Source organism: Agrococcus sp. UYP10 (assembly GCF_040547205.1).
Taxonomy (GTDB): domain Bacteria; phylum Actinomycetota; class Actinomycetes; order Actinomycetales; family Microbacteriaceae; genus Agrococcus; species Agrococcus jenensis.
In genome coordinates this window covers 2,360,880-2,381,345 of the sequence record NZ_JBEPPG010000001.1, presented here as the reverse complement: position 1 = coordinate 2,381,345, position 20,466 = coordinate 2,360,880, and the positions used below count along the sequence as shown (strand labels likewise).

Annotated in this window: 20 protein-coding genes; 3 read left to right on the top strand and 17 right to left on the bottom strand. The window is 72.5% G+C overall.

Annotated elements, in window-relative coordinates; all coding sequences use genetic code 11:
• From mltG to ABIB37_RS11670, 6 genes are all read right to left on the bottom strand, one after another.
• Window positions 1–1,077, bottom strand: coding sequence for an endolytic transglycosylase MltG (gene mltG / locus ABIB37_RS11695; RefSeq protein WP_354260563.1), 1,077 nt, complete (start codon window positions 1,075–1,077; stop codon window positions 1–3).
• A gap of 1 nt (window position 1,078) precedes the next feature.
• Window positions 1,079–1,579, bottom strand: a complete 501-nt coding sequence (gene ruvX, locus ABIB37_RS11690; protein ID WP_354260561.1) for a Holliday junction resolvase RuvX — start codon at window positions 1,577–1,579, stop codon at window positions 1,079–1,081.
• Window positions 1,580–1,590: 11 nt separating this feature from the next.
• Window positions 1,591–4,248 (bottom strand): alanine--tRNA ligase, encoded by a 2,658-nt coding sequence (gene alaS, locus ABIB37_RS11685; protein WP_354260559.1) that lies wholly within the window; start codon window positions 4,246–4,248, stop codon window positions 1,591–1,593.
• A gap of 121 nt (window positions 4,249–4,369) precedes the next feature.
• A complete protein-coding gene (locus ABIB37_RS11680; RefSeq protein ID WP_123697992.1) occupies window positions 4,370–4,549 on the bottom strand; it encodes a hypothetical protein in 180 nt (59 codons plus the stop codon).
• 112 nt (window positions 4,550–4,661) lie between these two features.
• Entirely contained in the window at window positions 4,662–5,291 is a 630-nt protein-coding gene (rpsD, locus tag ABIB37_RS11675; RefSeq protein ID WP_123697993.1) for a 30S ribosomal protein S4, read from the bottom strand.
• A gap of 125 nt (window positions 5,292–5,416) precedes the next feature.
• Window positions 5,417–6,736 (bottom strand): replication-associated recombination protein A, encoded by a 1,320-nt coding sequence (locus tag ABIB37_RS11670; protein ID WP_354260556.1) that lies wholly within the window; start codon window positions 6,734–6,736, stop codon window positions 5,417–5,419.
• 289 nt (window positions 6,737–7,025) lie between these two features.
• On the opposite strand from ABIB37_RS11670, the gene ABIB37_RS11665 reads away from it, so the two are divergent.
• Together ABIB37_RS11665 and ABIB37_RS11660 are read left to right on the top strand one after the other, a co-directional pair.
• The gene (locus tag ABIB37_RS11665) at window positions 7,026–7,781 is read left to right on the top strand and encodes a peptidylprolyl isomerase (RefSeq protein WP_354260554.1); all 756 of its coding nucleotides are present in this window, start codon (window positions 7,026–7,028) and stop codon (window positions 7,779–7,781) included.
• A gap of 67 nt (window positions 7,782–7,848) precedes the next feature.
• The gene (locus tag ABIB37_RS11660; protein WP_354260552.1) at window positions 7,849–9,471 is read left to right on the top strand and encodes a DUF349 domain-containing protein; all 1,623 of its coding nucleotides are present in this window, start codon (window positions 7,849–7,851) and stop codon (window positions 9,469–9,471) included.
• 74 nt (window positions 9,472–9,545) lie between these two features.
• On the opposite strand, the gene ABIB37_RS11655 is transcribed toward ABIB37_RS11660, so the two are convergent.
• The 6 genes from ABIB37_RS11655 to ruvA form a co-directional block, all read right to left on the bottom strand.
• Window positions 9,546–11,774, bottom strand: coding sequence for a RelA/SpoT family protein (locus tag ABIB37_RS11655; protein WP_123697996.1), 2,229 nt, complete (start codon window positions 11,772–11,774; stop codon window positions 9,546–9,548).
• Between the two features lie 55 nt (window positions 11,775–11,829).
• Entirely contained in the window at window positions 11,830–12,801 is a 972-nt protein-coding gene (secF, locus tag ABIB37_RS11650) for a protein translocase subunit SecF (RefSeq protein ID WP_354260550.1), read from the bottom strand.
• Complete coding sequence (secD, locus tag ABIB37_RS11645) at window positions 12,801–14,501, bottom strand: protein translocase subunit SecD (RefSeq protein WP_354260548.1); 1,701 nt, start codon at window positions 14,499–14,501, stop codon at window positions 12,801–12,803. The genes secF and secD overlap by 1 nt, the downstream gene beginning before the upstream one ends.
• A gap of 3 nt (window positions 14,502–14,504) precedes the next feature.
• Window positions 14,505–14,885, bottom strand: coding sequence for a preprotein translocase subunit YajC (gene yajC / locus ABIB37_RS11640; protein ID WP_123697999.1), 381 nt, complete (start codon window positions 14,883–14,885; stop codon window positions 14,505–14,507).
• Between the two features lie 61 nt (window positions 14,886–14,946).
• Window positions 14,947–15,960, bottom strand: a complete 1,014-nt coding sequence (gene ruvB / locus ABIB37_RS11635) for a Holliday junction branch migration DNA helicase RuvB (protein WP_354260546.1) — start codon at window positions 15,958–15,960, stop codon at window positions 14,947–14,949.
• Window positions 15,957–16,550, bottom strand: coding sequence for a Holliday junction branch migration protein RuvA (gene ruvA / locus ABIB37_RS11630; RefSeq protein WP_354260544.1), 594 nt, complete (start codon window positions 16,548–16,550; stop codon window positions 15,957–15,959). The genes ruvB and ruvA overlap by 4 nt, the downstream gene beginning before the upstream one ends.
• Before the next feature lie 104 nt (window positions 16,551–16,654).
• Here ruvA and ABIB37_RS11625 point away from each other — a divergent pair, with 104 nt between their 5' ends.
• The gene (locus tag ABIB37_RS11625) at window positions 16,655–16,834 is read left to right on the top strand and encodes a hypothetical protein (RefSeq protein WP_123698002.1); all 180 of its coding nucleotides are present in this window, start codon (window positions 16,655–16,657) and stop codon (window positions 16,832–16,834) included.
• Between the two features lie 19 nt (window positions 16,835–16,853).
• Here the strand turns inward: ABIB37_RS11625 and ruvC are convergent, their stop codons facing one another.
• From ruvC to pdxT, 5 genes are read right to left on the bottom strand one after another with little or no spacing between them, the layout of a single operon-like run.
• The gene (gene ruvC, locus ABIB37_RS11620) at window positions 16,854–17,411 is read right to left on the bottom strand and encodes a crossover junction endodeoxyribonuclease RuvC (RefSeq protein ID WP_354260542.1); all 558 of its coding nucleotides are present in this window, start codon (window positions 17,409–17,411) and stop codon (window positions 16,854–16,856) included.
• 3 nt (window positions 17,412–17,414) lie between these two features.
• The gene (locus ABIB37_RS11615) at window positions 17,415–18,176 is read right to left on the bottom strand and encodes a YebC/PmpR family DNA-binding transcriptional regulator (RefSeq protein ID WP_354260540.1); all 762 of its coding nucleotides are present in this window, start codon (window positions 18,174–18,176) and stop codon (window positions 17,415–17,417) included.
• A 54-nt stretch (window positions 18,177–18,230) separates the two neighbouring features.
• Window positions 18,231–18,845 (bottom strand): hypothetical protein, encoded by a 615-nt coding sequence (locus tag ABIB37_RS11610; protein WP_354260538.1) that lies wholly within the window; start codon window positions 18,843–18,845, stop codon window positions 18,231–18,233.
• Between the two features lie 8 nt (window positions 18,846–18,853).
• A complete protein-coding gene (locus tag ABIB37_RS11605; protein WP_354260536.1) occupies window positions 18,854–19,810 on the bottom strand; it encodes a DMT family transporter in 957 nt (318 codons plus the stop codon).
• 51 nt (window positions 19,811–19,861) lie between these two features.
• Window positions 19,862–20,464, bottom strand: a complete 603-nt coding sequence (gene pdxT / locus ABIB37_RS11600; RefSeq protein WP_354260534.1) for a pyridoxal 5'-phosphate synthase glutaminase subunit PdxT — start codon at window positions 20,462–20,464, stop codon at window positions 19,862–19,864.
• Window positions 20,465–20,466 lie beyond the last annotated feature (2 nt).

Below are 20,466 nucleotides of genomic sequence, written 5' to 3'. Positions count from 1 at the left end.
TCAGCCGCCCCAGCCCGGGTTGTCGCGCAGGAACTGCTGGAACTGCGCGACGCCGACCTCGTGCTCGGCGAGCGTCTCCGAGAAGACGGTCTCGCCGGTCTCGGGGTTCACGGTCACGAAGTAGAGCCACGCGCCCTCGGTCGGCGCGAGCGCCGCCTGGATGGCCGCGTCGCCGGGGGCACCGATCGGCCCGACCGGCAGGCCCGGGTTCGCGTACGTGTTGTACGGGTTGCTCGCGTCCGCGCGCTCCTCGGCCGTCGTGGTGACGACGTGGAGGTTGCCGGTGCCGTAGGCGACGGTCGCGTCGGACTGCAGCGGCATGTTCACGTCGAGGCGGTTCTGGAACACCCGCGCGACCCGGCCGAAGTCGTCCGGCAGCCGCGCCTCGCGCTGCACGAGCGACGCCATGATGAGCACGCGCTCCTGGTCGGCCTCCGCGACGCCCGCGGACTCGAGCGCCTCCCGCTGCCGCTCGACCATCGTCGTCAGCACGTCGACCGCGGTGACGCCCTCGTCGAACGTGTAGGTCGCGGGGAACAGCCAGCCCTCGAGCGAGATGGCGTTCTCGGGCAGGGCGAACTGCGTGAGGTCGCCGGCCGCCTGCAGGAACTCGGCCTGCGGGATGCCGATGTCGCGCTCGAGCCGCTCGTAGACCTGCGGCAGCGTGTAGCCCTCGGGCACCGTGACGCGCAGCTCCACCTTGTTCGCGGGGTCGATGAGGGCGTCGACCGCGCCCTGCGCCGACATCTGCTGCATGAGCCGGTACGCGCCCGGCTGCAGCTGGATCGACGAGTCGGCGACCAGGATGTCGGTGAACGCCTCGGCGCTCGCGATGACGTCCTGCTCGAGCAGCGTGGCGGCCACGTCGTAGCCGTTGTCGCCCGACTGCACCTGCACGACGACCTCGCCGGTGCCGGGGCCCGGGTAGTCCTCGGGGCCGCTGAAGCGGTCGGCGATGCGCGGGATGCCCCACGCCGCCGCGATGCCGACGCCCACCAGCACGACGAGGGCGATGATGCCGCCGATCAGCCGCCTGCGGACCCGCTGCTTGCGCTCTCGCGCGCGACGTCCAGCCATCTCAGTCCTCCTGGGTCGCGGCCTCGCCGCGGTCGTCGTGGCCCTGCGCGTCGTCGCGGCTGGGCAGCAGCTCGCCGGGCGCCCGCCCGGCGGTGCGCTCGCTGTCGAGCGCGTGCTGCAGGATGACGACCGCAGCCGCCTGGTCGATGCTCGAGCGCTGCTGCCGGCTCGACCTGCCGGCCGCGCGCATGCCGGCCGAGGCCGTCACGGTCGAGAGCCGCTCGTCCACGAGCCGCACGGGCAGCGCGGCGGCGAGCAGCGCGGCCATGTCGCGCGCATCCTGGGTGCTCGGGGTGTCGCCGCCGGAGAGCGAGATCGGCAGCCCCACGACCGCCTCGATCGCGTTGAGCTCCTCGGCGATCTCGCGCAGGCGTGCGACGACGTCCGTCGATGCGCGCTGGATCGTCTCGACCGGGGTCGCGAGCAGGCCGTCGCGGTCGCAGCGCGCGACGCCGACGCGGGCGCGCCCGACGTCGACGCCGATCCGCACCCCGCGACGCATGCCGGTGCCGCTCAGCGGTCGAGCCCTGCTCGCACGGCGCCGATCGCCGCGGGCATCGCGCTCGCGTCCTGGCCGCCGCCCTGCGCCATGTCCGGCTTGCCGCCACCGCCGCCACCGAGCGCGCCGGCCGCCGCCTTCGCGAGCGGGCCCGCGACGACGCCGCCGTCGCGCGCGGCCTGGTTCGTGGCCACGACGATCGCCGGCTTGCCGTCGACCGCGCCGCCGATCGCGACGACCGCCGCCTCGCTGCCGAGGCGCTCGCGCACCTGCGCGGCGAGCGACCGCAGGTCGTCGGCCGACCCGACCACGCCGAGGTCGACCGCGGCGAACCGCACCGCCCCGACCCGCTCTGCGGCGTCGGCGATCGGCTGCACGCGGCCGGCGAGCTGCTGCGACTCGAACTCCGCGATCCGCTTCTCGGCCGTCTTGAGCGACGCGACGAGCTCCTGGATGCGGCCGGGCAGCTGCTCCTTGGGCGTCTTCAGCATCGACGTGAGCTCGCTGACGAGCGAGCGCTCCGCGACGAGCTGCCGGAACGCGTCCGGACCGACCGCGGCCTCGACGCGACGGTTGGTCGAGCCGACGCTCGACTCGCTCGTGATCGAGATGAGCCCGATCTGGCTCGACGCGGCCACGTGCGTGCCGCCGCACAGCTCGCGCGACCAGGGGCCGCCGATGTCGACCATGCGCACCTGGTCGCCGTACTTCTCGCCGAACAGCGCCATCGCGCCGAGCGCGCGCGCCTCGTCGATCGGCATGACGCGCGTCTCGACCGGCAGGTCGTCGCGGATCGCGGTGTTGGCGATGCCCTCGAGCTCCTGGCGCATGTCGCTCGAGAGCGCGCTGGACCAGGAGAAGTCGAGCCGCATGTAGCCGGCCTTGTTGTACGAGCCGGACTGGTGCGCATCCGGGCCGAGCAGCTGGCGCAGCGCCGCGTGCACGACGTGCGTCGCCGAGTGGGCCTGGTTCGCGGAGCGGCGGTAGAGCGGGTCGACGACCGCGTGCGCGAGGTCGCCGACGGCGATCTCGCCGGAGGTGACGCGCACGGTGTGGCTCACGAGCCCCGAGATGGGGCGCTGCACGTCGAGCACGTCGGCCTCGAAGCCGGGGCCGACGAGGCGGCCCTGGTCGCTGTCCTGCCCGCCGGACTCGGCGTAGAGCGAGGTGGCGGTCAGCACGACCTCGGCCTCGTGGCCCACGCCCGCGGTCTGCACCTGCGCGCCGTCGACGATGATGCCGATCACCTCGCCGTCGGCCTCGAGCTCGTCGTAGCCGAGGAACGCGGTCTCGCCCTTCGCGCGCAGGTCGGCGTAGACCGAGAGGTCGGCGAGCTGGCGGCGGCGCGACTTCGCGTCGGCCTTGGCGCGCGTGCGCTGCTCGCTCATGAGCGTCTCGAACGTCGGGCGATCGACCTGCAGGCCGGCCTCCTCCGCGATCTCCATCGTCAGGTCGATCGGGAAGCCGTAGGTGTCGTGCAGCAGGAACGCGGTCCTGCCGGGCACGACGTTGCCGGCGTCCTTCCGCACGTCGGCGATCGCGACGTCGAGCACGGTCGAGCCGGACTCGAGGGTCGACCGGAACGTCTCCTCCTCGGCCACGGCCATCCGCTCGATGCGCGGGTACGACTGCTCGAGGTCGGGGTAGGCGGCGACCATCGCGTCGCGGCTCGCGCGGAACAGCGTCGGGAACGTCGCGTCCTGCACGCCGAGCAGCCGCATGGAGCGGATCGAGCGGCGCATGAGCCGGCGCAGGATGTACCCGCGGCCGTCGTTGCCGGGCGTGACGCCGTCGCCCATGAGCATGAGCGATGAGCGGATGTGGTCGGCGATGACGCGCATGCGCACGTCGTCCTCGTGGACGGCGCCGTAGCGGCGGCCGGAGAGCTCGCTCGCGAGGTCGAGCACCGGGCGCACCTGGTCGATCTCGTACATGTTCTGCACGCCCTGCTTGAGGAAGGCGATGCGCTCGAGCCCCATGCCGGTGTCGATGTTCTTGCTCGGCAGCTCGCGCACGATCGTGAACTCGGTCTTCGAGCGCACGTCGGCGATCTCGTCCTGCATGAAGACGAGGTTCCAGATCTCGACGTAGCGGTCGCTGCCGGTCGCCGGACCGCCCTCGGGGCCGTACTCGGCGCCGAGGTCGTAGAAGATCTCGGAGTCGGGGCCGGCGGGGCCGGGCTGCCCGGTCATCCAGTAGTTGTCCTCGAGGCCGAGGCGCTGGATGCGCGAGGCCGAGATGTCGGTCGTCTCGAGCCAGAGGCGCTCTGCCTCGTCATCGGTCGTGAAGACGGTGACCCAGAGCCGCTGCGGGTCGAACCCGAAGTGGCCGTCGGCCTCGGAGCCGGTGAGCAGCTCCCACGCGTACCCGATCGCCTCGCGCTTGAAGTAGTCGCCGAACGACCAGTTGCCCGCCATCTGGAAGAACGTGCCGTGGCGCGGCGTGCGGCCGACCTCCTCGATGTCGTTCGTGCGGATGCACTTCTGCACGTCCGCGGCGCGCGGCCACGGCGCGGGCACCCGGCCCGAGAGGTACGGGATGAACGGCACCATGCCGGCGATCGTGAACATGATCGCCGGGTCGTCGCTCACGAGCGATGCCGAGGGCACGATCTGGTGGTCGCGGCGCTCGAAGTAGCTCAGGAAGCGGCTGTGGATGTCTGCGGTCTGCATGGGGGTCAGGTCTCTCCAGCCCGCTGTGGGCCTGACGGAAGGGGGCGGAACGGATGGGGGCGTGCCGGGTGGCGGCATGACGAGCCCGGGCGCATCGCGCCCGGGCTCGGGACGGGTCTCGTCACTCGCCTCGCAGCTCGCGGTCGCGAGCCTGGTAGCCGTCCTTGACCGCGTCGGTGAACTCGCGGCTGCGGGCGTCGACGTTGTCGAGCAGCGCCTTGCCCTTCTCGGTCTCCTCGATGCGGCGGGCGGCGAAGACGCCGATGACGACGCCGATGGCCAGGAACAGGAGCTTCTTCACAGCGGGGTCTCCTCGTGTCACGCTCTCCCCCGGACCGGTCGGCTCCGGGGCTTCGACAGTCTAACGACGAGAGGGGTCGCCTTCCGGCGACCCCTCTCGTGCGACGCTGGGATCAGCGCGCGGCGTAGTACTCGACGACGAGCTGGACCTCGGCGACGACGGGCACCTCTGCGCGCTTCGGGCGGCGCACGAGGCGCGCCTGCAGGCGGTCGAGCTGCACGTCGAGGTACGGCGGGACGGGCGGGAGCACACCGGCGTGACCGCCGGCGGCCGCGACCTGGAAGGGCTCCATGCCGGACGAGCGCTCGTGGACGTGGATCGTCTGGCCCTCCTTGACGCGGAAGGAGGGGCGGTCGACGCGCTGGCCGTCGACCATGATGTGGCGGTGCACGACCATCTGGCGGGCCTGCGACATCGTGCGGGCGAAGCCCGAGCGGAGCACGAGGGCGTCGAGGCGCATCTCGAGCAGCTCGACGAGGTTCTCACCCGTCAGGCCGGACTGGCGACGGGCCTCGTTGAACGTGGTGCGCAGCTGCGCCTCGCGGATGCCGTACTGGGCGCGCAGGCGCTGCTTCTCGCGGAGGCGGACGGCGTAGTCGCTGTCAGCCTTGCGCTTGGTGCGGCCGTGCTGGCCGGGGCCGTAGGGGCGCTTCTCGAGGTAGCGCGCCGCCTTCGGGGTGAGGGCGATGCCGAGGGCGCGCGAGAGGCGCGTCTTCGAACGGGTACGGGACTTCGTGGACATGACTTCCTTCGCTGAGTCGCTGCCGCGCGAGCGGCTGTCCCGGCACAGTGCCAGGACTTAAGGAGGGGGGCGGGCCCGGGTGGCGCGGCGATGCCGGCCGGTGGACCAGCGACCAGGCTACCAGATCAGGCGTCGCCTGCCAGGATCCGGCGGATGCGCTCGAGCCGCGCCGCGATGTCGCGCTCGAACCCGTGCTGGCTCGGCTCGTAGTAGCGGCGTCCGATGAGCGGGTCGGGCAGGTGCTGCTGCGTGGCGACGCCGTGCGGCGCGTCGTGGGCGTAGCGGTAGCCCTTGCCGTGGCCGAGCCGCTTGGCGCCGGCGTAGTGCGCGTCGCGCAGGTGGTTGGGCACGCGGCCGAAGTCGCCGCCGAGCACATCGGCGATCGCCCGGTCGATGCCGACGTAGGAGCGGTTCGACTTCGGTGCCGTCGCGAGGTAGACGACGGCCTCGGCGAGCGGGATGCGCCCCTCCGGCATGCCGATCATCTGCACCGCGGTCGCCGCGGCCGTGGCGATGACGAGCCCCTGCGGATCGGCCATGCCGATGTCCTCGCTCGCGAGCACGATGATGCGGCGGGCGATGAAGCGCGGGTCCTCCCCCGCCTCGATCATGCGCGCGAGGTAGTGGAGCGCCGCGTCGGGGTCGGAGCCGCGCACCGACTTGATGAACGCCGAGATGACGTCGTAGTGCTCGTCGCCCTGCCGGTCGTAGCGCAGCAGCGCGCGATCGACGGCGCTCGCCACCGCATCCGCCGTGATCAGGGCTGGCCCGTCGGCATCGCCCGCCGCCTCGAGCGCGTGCTCGCCTGCTGCCTCCAGCGCGGTGAGCGCTCGTCGCGCGTCGCCGGAGGAGAGCCGGATGAGCTGCGCCCGGGCGTCGTCGTCGAGCTCGACGCGCCCGTCGAAGCCGCGCGGGTCGGCTATGGCGCGCGCGATGAGCTCGGCGATGTCGTCGTCGCCCAGGGGCTCGAGCGTGAGCAGCAGCGAGCGCGACAGCAGCGGGCTCACGACGCTGAACGACGGGTTCTCGGTCGTCGCGGCGATGAGCGTGACCCACCCCTGCTCGACGCCCGGCAGCAGCGCGTCCTGCTGCGCCTTGGTGAAGCGGTGGATCTCGTCGAGGAACAGCACGGTCGAGCGTGCGAAGAGGTCGCGCTCCGCGAGCGACTCCTCCATCACCTGCCGCACGTCCTTCACGCCGGCGGTCACGGCGCTCAGCTCGACGAAGCGGCGGTCGGACGAGTGCGCGATCGACTGGGCGAGCGTGGTCTTGCCGGTGCCGGGCGGTCCCCACAGGATGACGCTCTGTCCGCTCGCGGCGGAGCTCGATCCGGCCAGGCGGCGCAGCGGCGAGCCGGGGCCGAGCAGGTGCCGCTGCCCGACGACCTCGTCGAGGCTCGTGGGGCGCATGCGCACCGCGAGCGGCGCTGTCGTCCCCCTGGCCATGCCTCCATGCTAGGCGGCGCCGCCCACAGGCCCGGCGGGTGGTCCTGCCCGCGATGGGTGGTGCCGCCCTCGACAGGTGGCGCGGCCGGGCCCCCTTGCGCGGGCACGCCCACCTGCCGCCGTCCGCGGCACGGGGCCGCGTCCGGGTGCTTCGCGCTCGGCGCGCACCGGGCCGCGCACTGAGGCGCACGCTGCCCGGAGGCGCCGACGCGAGGCGGTAGCCTGATCCGCGGTCGCGCGACAGCCCGGATGTGGCACGCAGCGCGCGGCAGACATGCGAGGAGAATCCGTGGTCACGAAGCAGGAGCAGGAGCGCCGCGTGCGCGACTATCGCGCACGGCAGACGGTGCACCAGCGCCGGCAGCGCCGCCAGCGCCGCGACTCCATCATCGGTGGCGCGCTCGCGCTCGTCGTGCTCGCGGGCGGCACCGCGCTGCTCTCGACCGTGCAGCCGCCGGCCGACCCCGCGGCGACCGCGCCGCCCTCGCCCACCGAGACGACGGCCGCCGAGTCGACCGTGCCCGACCCCTCGCTCGCCGAGGGCCGCACGTGGACGGGCGCGCTGACGATCAACGGCATCGAGCTCGGTGTCGAGCTCGACGGCGCCGCCGCGCCGCAGGCGGTCTCCGCGGTGCTCGCCGACACGCAGGGCGACTACTACGACGGCAAGACGTGCCACCGGCTCACGACGAGCGAGGGCTTCAGCGTGCTGCAGTGCGGCTCGACCGACGGCCAGGGCGGCGGCGACCCCTCCTACATGTACGGCCCGATCGAGAACGCCCCGGCCGACGACGTCTACGCCGAGGGCACCATCGCCATGGCGCGCCAGGGCAACAACGCCGAGTCGAACGGCCACCAGTTCTTCATCGTCTACGGCGACACCACGATCCCCTCCGACAGCGCCGGCGGGTACAGCGTGATCGGCCGCGTCACCTCCGGTCTCGACCAGCTGACCGCCGACGTGATCTCGCTCGGCACCGAGGGCGGCGTCACCGACGGACCGCCCGCGGAGCCCGTCGCGATCGACGACTTCGTCCTGCAGTAGCGGGTCCGGCGCCGGCTCCACCGCGCTAGGCTCTCCCTGCCCGTTCCCTCGTACGAGAGACTCCTCCATGCCCGAGCCCATCCAGCCCACCGACTCCGAGAACTCGGAGGAGTCCGTGCAGGACGCCCCGATCGAGGATGCCAGCGCGTCCGAGGTCGCCGAGGCCAGCGCCGACGCTGCGCCCGAGGCCCCCGCAGACGAGGCTCCCGCCGAGCCGGATGCCGCAGCGCAGCCCGCCGAGGCTGACGTCCCGGCCGATGACGCCGAGCTCTCCGCAGCCGAGCTGACCGCTGCCGCCGACGCCGCCACCGGCATCCCCGTCGAGCAGGCCGTCGCAGAGCTCGCTGCTGACGAGGCGCCCGTCGAGCTGTCCGAGCAGCCGTCCGAGCAGCCCGGCGAGGCGACGTCGGAGCAGGCAGCGCCGGAGGCCGAGCCGGCACCCGCTCCCGAGCCCGAGATGGGCGAGCCCGTCATCGAGCGAGGCCTCGGCCGGGTCGACGCGACCGGCACCGTCGCGGTCAAGGAGGGCGAGCGCTGGCGCGTGGTCGGCCAGTTCCCCGACGTCGAGGCCACGGAGGCGCTCGCGTACTTCGAGCGCAAGTTCGCCGACCTCGAGGGCCAGGTGCGCCTGCTCGAGCAGCGCATCCGCGGCGGCGCCAGCGCGCGCGACGTGGCGAAGGCCGCGTCGCACCTGCACACGACCGTGCAGGAGGCGAACGCCGTCGGCGACGTCCCGTCGCTGCTCACCCGCCTCGACGCGCTGCGCGGCGAGCTCGGCCAGCTCGAGGCCAAGCAGCAGGCCGCGAGCCGCGCCGAGGTCGACGCGGCGATCGCCGAGCGCACGCGCGTCGTCGAGTCGATCGAGCAGCTCGCCTCGGCCGACCTCGAGAACGTGCAGTGGAAGCAGACGATGCAGCGCGTCGACGAGCTCTTCGCCGAGTGGCAGCGCCTGCAGAAGGACGGCCCCCGCCTCTCGAAGGGCCAGGCGGATGCGCTCTGGAAGCGCTTCCGCGACGCCCGTGCGACGCTCGAGGGCGCGCGCCGCCGCTTCTTCGCCGACCTGGACGCCTCGCACAAGGACGTCCGCGCCCGCAAGCAGGCGCTCGTCGAGCGTGCGCAGGCGCTCGCGCCCAAGGGCGTCGACGGCATCCCCGCCTACCGGTCGCTGCTCGACGAGTGGAAGGGCGCCGGCCGCGCCGGCCGCAAGATCGACGACGCGCTCTGGGCGCAGTTCAAGGAGGCCGGCGACGTCCTCTTCGCGGCGAAGGCCGAGCAGTCGTCCGTCGAGAACGAGGAGTACACCGCCAACCTGGAGGCGAAGCGCGCGCTCCTCGAGGAGGCCGCTCCGATCCTGCAGATCAAGGACCGCGCCGCCGCCCGCGAGGCGCTGCTGCCCATCCAGCGCCGCTGGGACGAGCTCGGCCGCGTGCCACGCGAGGCGCTGCGCGAGGTCGAGGACCGCATGCGCGCCATCGAGACGCACGTGCGCGAGCTCGACGAGCAGCACTGGAAGTCGTCGAACCCCGAGCGCAAGGCGCGCTCCGAGGGGCTCGCCGGGCAGCTCGAGGACGCCATCGAGAAGCTCGAGGGTGAGATCGCCGCGGCCACCGACCCGAAGCAGCGCGCCGAGCTCGAGGTCGAGCTCGCGACGAAGCGCTCCTGGCTCGAGGTCGTGGCAGCCGCAGGCTGACCCGCTCCCACGACGAAGGGGCCCGCGCGATGCGCGGGCCCCTTCGTCGTCGGTGGGTCGGTCGTCCGCTGGGATCAGCCGGTGGTGATCCGGTAGACGTCGTAGACGCCGTCGATGCGGCGGACCGCGTTCAGCACGTGGTCGAGGTGCGTCACGTCGCCCATCTCGAAGGCGAAGCGGCTGAGCGCGAGCCGGTCGGTGCCGGTGTGCACGCTCGCCGAGAGGATGTTGACGTGGTGCTCGGTGAGCACCCGGGTGATGTCGCTCAGCAGGCCCGAGCGGTCGAGCGCCTCGACCTGGATGTTGACGAGGAAGAGGCCCTTCGACGTCGGCGCCCACTCGACCTCGATCATGCGCTCGGGCTCGGCGAGGAGCCCCTGCACGTTCGGGCACGAGCGCTGGTGCACGCTCACGCCCTGGCCGCGCGTGACGAACCCGACGATCTCGTCGCCGGGCACGGGCGTGCAGCACTTCGAGAGCTTGACGAGGATGTCGTCGGCGCCGCGCACGAGCACGCCCGACGAGCTCGTCGACACGCGCGTGGCCGTGCGGGTGGGCAGCGCGGCCTGCGGCTCGTCGTCGGCCCCGCCCTCGTCGGCGCGGATCGCGGCGACGACCTTCTCGAGCACCGACTGCGTGGAGACGTGGCCCTCGCCCACCGCCGCGTAGAGGCCGGTGACGTCGTCGTACTTCAGCTGCGCGGCGACCTGCGCGAACGCATCCCGCCCCATGAGCTTCTGCAGCGGCAGGTCATGTCGGCGCATCGCCTTGGCGATCGCCTCCTTGCCGACCTCGACCGCCTCGTCGCGGCGCTCGCGCTGGAACCACTGGCGGATCTTGCTGCGCGCGCGGGGCGACGTGACGAAGCCCTGCCAGTCCTGGCTGGGCCCGGCATCCGGGTTCTTCGACGTCAGCACCTCGACGATGTCGCCCGTGGTGAGCCTCGTGTCGAGCGGCACGAGCCGGCCGTTGACCTTCGCGCCCATCGTGCGGTGGCCGACCTCGGTGTGCACCGCGTAGGCGAAGTCGACGGGCGTCGCGCCTGCGGGCAGGCCGATGACCTTGCCCTTGGGCGTGAAGACGTAGAGCTCCTTCGCGCCGATCTCGAAGCGCAGGGAGTCGAGGAACTCGCCCGGGTCGGTCGTCTCCTCCTGCCAGTCGTTGATGTGCGCGAGCCACGCCATGTCGGTCGACGACATCGCGCCGCCGCCCTGCTTGTACTTCCAGTGCGCCGCGACGCCGTACTCGGCGCGACGGTGCATCTCCTCGGTGCGGATCTGGATCTCGACGTGGTGGCCGCGCGGGCCGATCACCGTCGTGTGCAGCGACTGGTAGAGGTTGAACTTCGGGGTCGCGATGTAGTCCTTGAGGCGACCGGGCATCGGCTGCCAGCGCGCGTGGATCGCGCCGAGCACCGCGTAGCAGTCGCGCACGCTCGGCACGATGACGCGCACGCCGACGAGGTCGTAGATGTCGGCGAAGTCGTGGCCGCGCAGCTGCATCTTGTTGTAGATGGAGTAGTACTGCTTCGGCCGACCGGCGATGCGGCCGCGGATCTTCGCGGCCTTCATGTCCTCGGTGAGGCCGGCCACGACGTCGTCGAGGTAGCGCTCGCGCTCGGGCGCGCGCGCCTCGACGAGGTTCTTGATCTCGAGGTAGACCTTCGGCTGCAGCACCGCGAACGAGAGGTCCTCGAGCTCGACCTTGATCGTCTGGATACCGAGCCGGTGCGCGAGCGGCGCGTAGATCTCGATCGTCTCGCGCGCCTTGCGCTGCGCCGACTCGTCCGACACGAAGCCCCAGGTGCGCGCGTTGTGCAGCCGGTCGGCGAGCTTGATGACGAGCACGCGGATGTCCTGCGACATCGCGACCACCATCTTGCGCACCGTCTCGGCCTGCGCGCTCTGGCCGTACTTGAGCTTGTCGAGCTTCGTGACGCCGTCGACGAGCATCGCGATCTCGTCGCCGAAGTCGGCCCGGCACTGCTCGAGCGTGTAGGTCGTGTCCTCGACCGTGTCGTGCAGCAGCGCCGCCGCGACCGTGATCGCGCCGATGCCGAGGTCGGCGAGGATCTGCGCGACCGCGACCGGGTGGGTGATGTAGGGCTCGCCCGACTTGCGGTACTGGCCCTTGTGGGCCTCCTCGGCGACGATGTACGCGCGCTGGATGAGCCCGGTGTCGGCCTTCGGATGCTGCGACTTCACCGTGCGGATGAGCTCGTCCACCGCGCCGGCGCGGTGCGAACGCGAGAAGAGGAAGGGCAGGAGCGTGCGGAAGCCACCGGATGGCTGGGTCTCGCTCATGCCGCCTCCTCTCGCTCGGGTCGGTCAGGCCGGGTCGGTCAGGACGCTGCGGCGATCACACGACCGCCCCGCGCTCGGTCCGCGGCTTCACGGCCTCCGGGGCGATGGTGTCGCCCTGGCGGAGCCACGCGTACACGGGCGCGGCGACGAAGATCGACGACCAGGTGCCGACGATCGTGCCGATGAAGAGCGCGAGCGAGATGTCGCGGAGCGTGCCGGCGCCGAGCAGCAGCGCGCCGATGAAGAGGATCGACGCGATCGGCAGGGTGGCCACGATCGACGTGTTGATCGAGCGCACGAGCGTCTGGTTGACGGCGAGGTTGATGTTGTCGAGCAGGTCGCCGCTCACGCCGGGCGCGGTGTTCTCGCGCACCTTGTCGAACACCACGACGGTGTCGTACAGCGAGTAGCCGAGGATCGTCAGGAAGCCGATCACCGCGGCGGGCGTCACCTCGAACCCGATGATGCCGTAGACGCCCGCGGTCACGAGCAGGTCGAAGGCGAGCGACGCGAGCGCAGCGACCGCCATCTTCCAGGTGCGGAAGTAGATGGCGAGCACGATCGAGACCAGCACGAGGAAGGTCACGAGCGCCTGCAGCGCCTGCTGCGTGACGTCCTGCCCCCACGACGGGCCGACGAACGAGAACGCGACCTCGCCCGTCTCGACGCCGTACGCCTCGGCGAGGGCGGCGCGGATGTCGGCCGCCTGCTGCTCGGTGACGACGTCGGTCTGGACGCGCACGGCGTCGGCGCCGACCGTCGCGACGCGGGCCTCGGACTCGGGCACGATCGACTCGACGGCCTCCGCAGCACCCTCGACGCTCGACTGGCTGAGTCCGGTGACGCGGAACTCGCTGCCGCCGGTGAACTCGATGCCGAACACGAAGCCGCCGCGCAGCACGGTGCCGAGCGCGAGCAGGATCAGGAACCCGGCGGCGATCGAGAGCCACAGGCGGCGCTTCGCGACGACCGGGATCGACCGCTCGCCGGTGTAGAGCTCGTTGCCGATCGTGGTGAGCGATGCCATCAGTTCTCCTTGCCGGTGCCGGGGCGGGGAGCGACGCTCGCGCCAGTGCCCGCGCCCACGCCTGCGCCGACGGATGCCTTGCGCTCGGCGATGGTCTGGCGCTTCTGCGCCTCCTTCGACGACCGCGCCGCACGACCGGCGGCGACCGGCTCGCGGAACTTCGCGCGCCCCCGGTAGACCGCGCCGAGCGCGTTCGGGTCGAGGCCGCTGAAGCGGTGCCCCGACGAGAAGAACGACGTGCGCGAGAGCACGCGCAGCAGCGGGTGGGTGAAGAGCGCGACCACGACGATGTCGATGAAGGTCGTGATGCCGAGCGTGAACGCGAAGCCGCGGACGTTGCCGACCGACAGCAGGTAGAGGATCACGGCCGCGAGGAAGCTGACCGCATCCGAGATCAGGATCGTGCGGAAGGCGCGCTTCCAGCCCGTCTCGAGCGCGGACGACAGGTGCTTGCCCTCGCGCAGCTCGTCGCGGATGCGCTCGAAGTAGACGATGAACGAGTCGGCCGTGATGCCGATCGCGATCACGAGGCCCGCGATGCCGGCGAGCGACAGGCGGTAGCCCTCGGTGCTCGACAGGAACGTCACCACGAGGTACGTCAGCACGCCGGCGACGGCGAGCGAGAGGATCACCACGAGGCCGAGCGCGCGGTACTGCAGCACCGAGTAGAGCACGACGAGGATGAGGCCGATGAGGCCGGCGAGCAGGCCCGCCTGCAGCTGGCTCGCGCCGAGCGTGGGCGAGATCGTCTCGTTCGACTGCACCTGGAAGCCGATGGGCAGCGCACCGAAGCGCAGCTGGTCGGCGAGGCTCTGCGCGCCCTCCTGCGTGAAGCCGCCGGTGATCTGCGCGTTGCCGTCGGTGATGACGGCGTTCGACGTGATCGGCATGAGCACGGTCGAGTCGAGCACGACCGCGAACTGGTTCTGCGGCTCGGGCAGCTGCGTGATCGCGCGGGTGACGGCCTCGAACGCCGCGGGGCCCTCGCCGTCGAGCTCGAGGTTGACGCCCCAGCCGCCGGTCGCCTGACCCTGGCTGTTCGTCGCGGCGCTCACCTGCGCGTCGGCGATGTCGGCACCCTCGACCGACACCGGCCCGAGGATGAAGCGCGCGCTGCCGTCGGTCGAGCACGTGATGTAGGGCTGGTCGCCGGGCGCCTGCACCGTCGTGTCGACATCGGCGCACTGGAAGGCGTCGAACTCCGACTGCAGCGCGGGCGTGATCCACGCCTGGTCCCACGCGTTCGCGGGCGTCGTGGCGGGCTCGCTCTCCTCCGACGGCTCGGCCGTCGGGGTCGCGCCGGGCGCGTTCGCGGGGGCCGACTGCAGCACCGGGCGGAACTCCATCTTGGCGCTCGCCTGGATGCGCTGCAGGGTCGCCTGGTCGGGCTCGCCCGCGAGGGCGACGACGATGTTGCGGCCGCCCTGGGTCGTGATCTCGGGCTCGGCGACGCCGGAGGCGTCGACGCGCTGGCGGATGATCGCCACCGCCTGGTCGAGCTGCTCCTGGGTGACCGAGGTGCCCTCGGCGACCTGGGGCTCGAGCACGATCTGCGTGCCGCCCTCCAGGTCGAGGGCGAGCTGCGGCGTCCAGGCGCCGTCACCCCACTGGACCGCCGAGAAGTTGACGCCGATGAGGCCGGCGATCAGCACCGCCAGCCAGATGAGGGCGCGGCCGCCCCGCGCGCGAGCCTTCGCCACGGATCAGGCGCGGTCGCGCGGCTCGTCCGCGTCGCCGAGGTCGTCCGTGCGGTCGTCGGCGGCCTCGGTCACCTCGGCGTGGTCGTCGACCACGCGCGCGAGGGTCTGGCGGTGCACGCGGATCACGGTGCCCGGTGCGATCTCGATGTGCGCCTCGTTGCGCTCCTCGTCGATCGCGACGAGCTCGCCGAACACGCCGAAGTTCGTCATGACCTCGGCACCCGGGACCATCTTCGTCTGGAGGTCCTCGGCCTGCGCCTTCCGCTTCTTGTTGCTGCGGAACATGAAGAAGATCATCGCCGCGAGCACGACGAGCATGATGATCGTCAGCGGGTCGAGCGCGAACCCTTGCTGGGCGGTGGTCGTCGTCTGCAGGAACAGCATTCGGAAGGAGCCTCTCGGGGGGTGTCCGTCCTGCGCGGCTGCGCGCGGGACCAAGGACTGATCATACCCCGTCGAGCGTGTCGTCCGGCGCGAGCGCGCGCGCGTGGCGCATCCCGGAGGCCGTGGCGATCCGGCCGCGCGGCGTGCGGCCGATGAGGCCCTCGCGCACGAGGAACGGCTCGACGACCGACTCGATCGTGTCGGCCTCCTCGCCCACGGCGGCGGCGAGCGTCGACAGCCCCACCGGTCCCCCGCCGAACCGGTGCGCGATCGCGTGCAGCACGGCGCGGTCGATGCGGTCGAGGCCCGCCTCGTCGACGTCGTAGAGCTCGAGCGCCGCGCGGACGCCGTCGATGTCGCTCGAGCCGGCGTGCACGAGCAGCCAGTCGCGCACGCGACGCAGCAGCCGGTTCGCGATGCGGGGCGTGCCGCGCGACCTGCTGGCGAGCTCTGCGAGGGCCGCGCCCTCGAGGTCGAGGTCCATGAGGCGCGACGACCGGGCCAGCACCCGCTCGAGGTCGGCCGTCTCGTAGAACTCCAGGTGCGCGGTGAAGCCGAACCGGTCGCGCAGCGGCGCGGGCAGCATGCCCGAGCGCGTCGTCGCGCCGACGAGCGTGAAGGGGGCGAGCTCGAGCGGGATCGAGGCGGCCCCCGCGCCCTTGCCGACCATGATGTCGATCCGGAAGTCCTCCATCGCGAGGTAGAGCATCTCCTCGGCGGATCGCGCCATGCGGTGGATCTCGTCGACGAACAGCACCTCGCCGGGCACGAGCGCCGACAGCACCGCCGCGAGGTCGCCCGCGTGCTGGATCGCGGGGCCGGACGAGAAGCGGATGGGCCTGCCCGTCTCGTGCCCGATGATCATCGCGAGCGTCGTCTTGCCGAGCCCCGGCGGACCGGCGAGCAGGATGTGGTCGGGCGCGCGCTCCTGCATGCGCGCGGCCTGCAGCAGCACCTCGAGCTGCCCGCGCACCTTCGGCTGCCCGACGAAGTCGGTGAGCGTCGTGGGCCGCAGGGCGCCCTCGAAGGCGAGCTCGTCCGGCGTCGACGCGGGGTCGATGAGCGGGTCGTTCACGGGCGCGCCGCCGGGCCGAGGATCGCGAGCGATGCGCGCAGCAGCGCGCCGCTCGAGCCCGCGGCGTCGGGCGCCGCGATCGCGGCGCGCTCGATCGCGTCGGCGGCCGTGCGCTCGGGCCAGCCGAGGCCGGTGAGCGCCGTCAGCACGTCCGCGCGCGCATCCGGCGTCGCGGCGCGGGCGACCGCGGGCGCGACGAGCTTGCCGCTCAGCTGCAGGATGAGCAGCTTCGCCGTCTTCGGCCCGATGCCGCTCACGGCCTTGAACGCGCGCTCGTCACCGCTGTCGATGGCGCGCGCGAGCTCGGCCGGCGTGAGGTGCGCGAGCACCCCGAGCGCCGACTTCGGCCCCACGCCGGTGACGCCGATGAGCAGCTCGAACGCCTCGAGCTCCGCCTCGGTCTCGAAGCCGTAGAGCGCGAGGTCGTCCTCGCGCACGACGAGGTGCGTGTGGAGGGCGACGCCCGCGCCAGGGCGCGCGGCGAGCGAGCACTGCGGCGTCACGTGCACGGCGAGGCCGACGCCGCCGACGCCGACGACGAGCCGCTGTCCGCGTGCGGACAGCACCGTTCCGTCGAGCCTCGAGATCACCTCGTCAGCCTAGGCGGCGGCGGCGCGCTCGGGCCGCTGGCACGCCGTCGGCCGGGCGTCGCGCTGATAGCCTGGTCCGGCCCGCCGACCGACTCGGAGATCGCATGCGCTACGTCCAGTTCCTCGTCCTGTTCCTGATGCTCGTCGCCTCGTTCTTCGTCATGGGCTATGCGTTCGCCTTCCCGGGCATCGAGGCGTTCATCTTCATCGCTGGCCTGCTGATGTTCACGCTGTCGTTCGTCGTGTCGATCGAGATCGGGCGTCGCGGACTCCGCCACCGCTGATCGTCGCCGCGCGGCGCGCTCAGCGCCGCGACCTGGCAGCCGCCTCGGCTGCCGCCCACGCCTGCTGCGCGGGCGTCGACGTGCTCGCGCGCGGCACGCGCGTGCGCCAGCCCTCTGCGATCGCGATCGCCAGCGCATCCGCCGCGTCGGCAGGCCTCGGCGCCGCGTCGAGCCGCAGCAGCCGTCGCACCATCTCGGCGACCTGCTGCTTGTCGGCCGCGCCGTAGCCGGTGACGGCGGCCTTCACCTCGCTCGGCGTGAGCATCGCCACCGGGATGCCGCGCTCCGCGGCGGCGCGCAGCACGATGCCCGAGATCTGCGCGACGCCCATGACGCTGCGCAGGTTGGCCTGGGCGAAGACGCGCTCCAGCGCGATCGCGTCGGGCCGGTGCTCGTCGATCGCGGCCTCGACGCCGCGGCCGATGCGCAGCAGCCGCTGCTCGATCGCCTCGTCGGGCTCGGAGCGCACTACCTCGACGTGCACGAGCGTCGGGGTGCGGCGCTCGACGTCGATGACGCCGACGCCGCAGCGCGTGAGGCCGGGGTCGACGCCGAGCACGCGCACCGACGCCGGCACGGGCTACTCGTCCTCGTCGAGCTGCGCCTGCACCTCGGGGGTGAGGTCGTAGTTCGCGTAGACGTTCTGCACGTCCTCGCTGTCCTCGAGCGCATCGATGAGGCGCATGACCTTGCGGGCGGTCTCGGCGTCGACCTCGACCTTGAGGTTCGGCACGAACTCGACGTCGGCGGCGTCGTAGTCGATGCCCGCGTCCTGCAGCGAGGTGCGCACCGCGACGAGGTCGCTCGGCTCGGAGAGGATCTCGAAGCCGCCGCCCTGATCGGTGACCTCCTCGGCGCCTGCGTCGAGCACGGCGAGCAGGATGTCGTCCTCGGTGACGTCGTCGGTCTTCGTCACCGAGACGACGCCCTTGCGGCTGAAGTTGTAGGCGACCGAGCCCGGGTCGGCCATCGTGCCGCCGTTGCGGGTCATGGCCGTGCGGACCTCTGCGGCAGCGCGGTTCTTGTTGTCGGTCAGGCACTCGACCATGAGCGCGACACCGTTCTGCGCGTAGCCCTCGTACATGATCGTCGTGTAGTCGATCGACTCGCCCGTGAGCCCGGCGCCACGCTTGATGGCGCGGTCGATGTTGTCGTTCGGGACGCTCGTCTTCTTCGCCTTCTGCACGGCGTCGACGAGGGTCGGGTTGCCCGAGAGGTCGGCGCCGCCGATCTTCGCGGCGACCTCGATGTTCTTGATGAGCTTCGCGAACGACTTGGCGCGGCGGGCGTCGATGACGGCCTTCTTGTGCTTCGTCGTGGCCCACTTGGAATGTCCGGACATGCTGCTTCCTGATCGCGAGACGGGAGGGTCCCATCCTACGCGTGCGCGCCGGGGCTACGGACGGAGGCTGGGTTCCCGCACGCCGGCGCTGCGCAGCTCGAGCGCCGCGAGCGCGCGGAGGGCGTCCGCGTCGCCGGTGCGGAGCGCGGCGACCGGGTCGGGCACCGCCCGCAGCACCGCGGCCATCGGCTGCCCGACGATCGCGCGCATCGCGAGCAGGTCGCGTCCCTCGCGGCTCTGCGCGAGCGCGCGGCTGGCGCCCGCTCGGGTCGCGAAGCGGAGCCGCGGCACGATCCAGACGAGCACCACGAGCAGCAGCGGCAGCAGCCAGAGCGCGGTCGCGACGGCGCCGGCGAGCATGTCGACGGCATCCGTGAGCGCCGAGCCGGCCGCCTCCAGCTCGGTCGCCGAGCCGGCGGCGTCGCGGAAGGGCTGCGCGACGCCCTCGCCGACGAGCGGCACCTGCGCGAGCGCCTCCCCCGCGTCGGCGAGCGTCGTCGAGAAGCCGCTGCCGGCCGCCGCGACCTGCTGGCCGAAGCCGCCGAGCGAGGCGATGGCCGCACCGACCTGCTGCGAGAGCCAGACGGCGGCGATGACCGTGCCGATCGCGACGAGGTCGCCGACGGCCTGCCAGACGGCCTGCCCTGGACGGCTGGAGTAGAGCTGCACGGCTCGATTCAAGCAGGCTGCAGGGCGCGGGACCGCGGCTTCGACTGCACGAGCACGCCCGCGCCGATCACGATCGCGGCACCGGCGAGCTGCCACGGGCCGACCTCCTCGCCGAGCACGACGACGCCGAGCGAGACCGCGACGATCGGGATGAGGTAGGTGACGGTCGCCGCGACCGTCGGGCCCACCGCCCGCACCACCTCGAACTGCAGCACGTAGGCGACGCCCGTGCCGATCACCCCGAGCAGGACGACCGCGACGAGCGCGAGCGGCAGCGCGTCGGGCGCGCCGTGCGTCGCGACCGGCGACCAGCCCTCGGCGCCGGCCCAGACGAGCAGCGCCACGAGCGTCATGGGCAGCCCCGTCACCATGAGCGCGGTCGGATGCGCGAGGCCGGGCACCTCGCGCTGCCCGAGCAGCCGGCGGTTGAGCGTCCACCCCACGCCGTACGAGGTCGCGCCGAGCACCGCGATCGCGATGCCGAGCAGGTCGGGCCCCTGCCCCGACGTCCACGGCTGCGCGATGAGCACGACGCCGACGAAGCCGAGCAGCACCGAGAGGAGCTTGCGCGGCGTCAGCCGGTCGCTCGGCAGCAGCAGCAGCGCGAAGAGCACGGTCGCGACCGGCGAGAACGCGTTCGCGAGGCCCGTGAGGCCCGAGGAGATGCGGGTCTCCGCCACCACGAACGCCGTGAAGGGCAGGGCGGTGAGGAAGAACGAGCAGATCGCGAGGAGGCCCCAGGTGCCGCCGTCACGGGGCAGTCGGGTGCGGGTGGCGGCGGCGAGCGCGAGCAGCGTGATGGCCGCGATCCCGATGCGGAGCGTCGCGATCTGCATGGGGTGCAGCGCCTCGAGCCCGAGCTTCATGAGCAGGAACGACGAGCCCCAGATGACGGCGAGCCCGATCCACAGGACCTGCCACGGCATCCGGCCCATGCGGCCCGCCGAGCGTGTGCCGTCGGTCATCTCGTCGCTCCCTCTCCGCTGCGCCGCAGCATCCGATCATGCGGCATCCGATCACGCACCGCTGACGCGCTCGACGGTCGCGAGGAACCGTCGATGGAAGCGCAGCTCGCCGTTCACCTCCGGGTGGAAGGCGGTGCCGAGCAGGTTGCCCTGCTCGACGGCGATGACGCGGCCGTCGACATGCGCGAGCACCTCGACGCCGTCGCCCACGCGCTCGACGGCGGGCGCGCGGATGAAGGTCGCCCGCACGGGCTCCTCCCCCAGCGCCGGCACGGCGAGCTCCGCCTCGAACGAGTCGACCTGGCTGCCGAACGCGTTGCGGCGCACGTCGACGTCGAGGCCGCCGAACGGCAGCTGCGAGGGCAGCCCGTCGAGGATGCGGTCCGCGAGCAGGATGAGCCCGGCGCACGTGCCGAAGACAGGCATGCCGTCGGCGATCCGTGCCACGATCGGCTCGCGCACCTCGAAGAGCCGCGAGAGCTTGTCGATGACGCTCGACTCGCCGCCGGGCAGCACGAGGCCGTCCACGGCATCGAGCTGCTCCGGCGTGCGCACGAGCGACACGTCCGCGCCGAGCGCCTCGAGCACGGCGACGTGCTCGCGCACGTCGCCCTGCAGGGCGAGGACGCCGACGCGGGGCGCCGGCCGAACCACCG

Excerpts from the sequence above, each read along its gene's own strand:
- ruvX (WP_354260561.1), bottom strand. The coding sequence starts at position 1,579 with ATGCGTCGCGGGGTGCGGATCGGCGTCGACGTCGGGCGCGCCCGCGTC.
- ABIB37_RS11625 (WP_123698002.1), top strand. The coding sequence starts at position 16,655 with ATGCGCTACGTCCAGTTCCTCGTCCTGTTCCTGATGCTCGTCGCCTCG.
- secF (WP_354260550.1), bottom strand. The coding sequence starts at position 12,801 with ATGGCATCGCTCACCACGATCGGCAACGAGCTCTACACCGGCGAGCGG.
- yajC (WP_123697999.1), bottom strand. The coding sequence starts at position 14,885 with ATGCTGTTCCTGCAGACGACGACCACCGCCCAGCAAGGGTTCGCGCTC.
- rpsD (WP_123697993.1), bottom strand. The coding sequence starts at position 5,291 with ATGTCCACGAAGTCCCGTACCCGTTCGAAGACGCGCCTCTCGCGCGCC.
- mltG (WP_354260563.1), bottom strand. The coding sequence starts at position 1,077 with ATGGCTGGACGTCGCGCGCGAGAGCGCAAGCAGCGGGTCCGCAGGCGG.
- ABIB37_RS11660 (WP_354260552.1), top strand. The coding sequence starts at position 7,849 with ATGCCCGAGCCCATCCAGCCCACCGACTCCGAGAACTCGGAGGAGTCC.
- ABIB37_RS11605 (WP_354260536.1), bottom strand. The coding sequence starts at position 19,810 with ATGACCGACGGCACACGCTCGGCGGGCCGCATGGGCCGGATGCCGTGG.
- alaS (WP_354260559.1), bottom strand. The coding sequence starts at position 4,248 with ATGCAGACCGCAGACATCCACAGCCGCTTCCTGAGCTACTTCGAGCGC.
- ABIB37_RS11670 (WP_354260556.1), bottom strand. The coding sequence starts at position 6,736 with ATGGCCAGGGGGACGACAGCGCCGCTCGCGGTGCGCATGCGCCCCACG.
- ABIB37_RS11655 (WP_123697996.1), bottom strand. The coding sequence starts at position 11,774 with ATGAGCGAGACCCAGCCATCCGGTGGCTTCCGCACGCTCCTGCCCTTC.
- ABIB37_RS11615 (WP_354260540.1), bottom strand. The coding sequence starts at position 18,176 with ATGTCCGGACATTCCAAGTGGGCCACGACGAAGCACAAGAAGGCCGTC.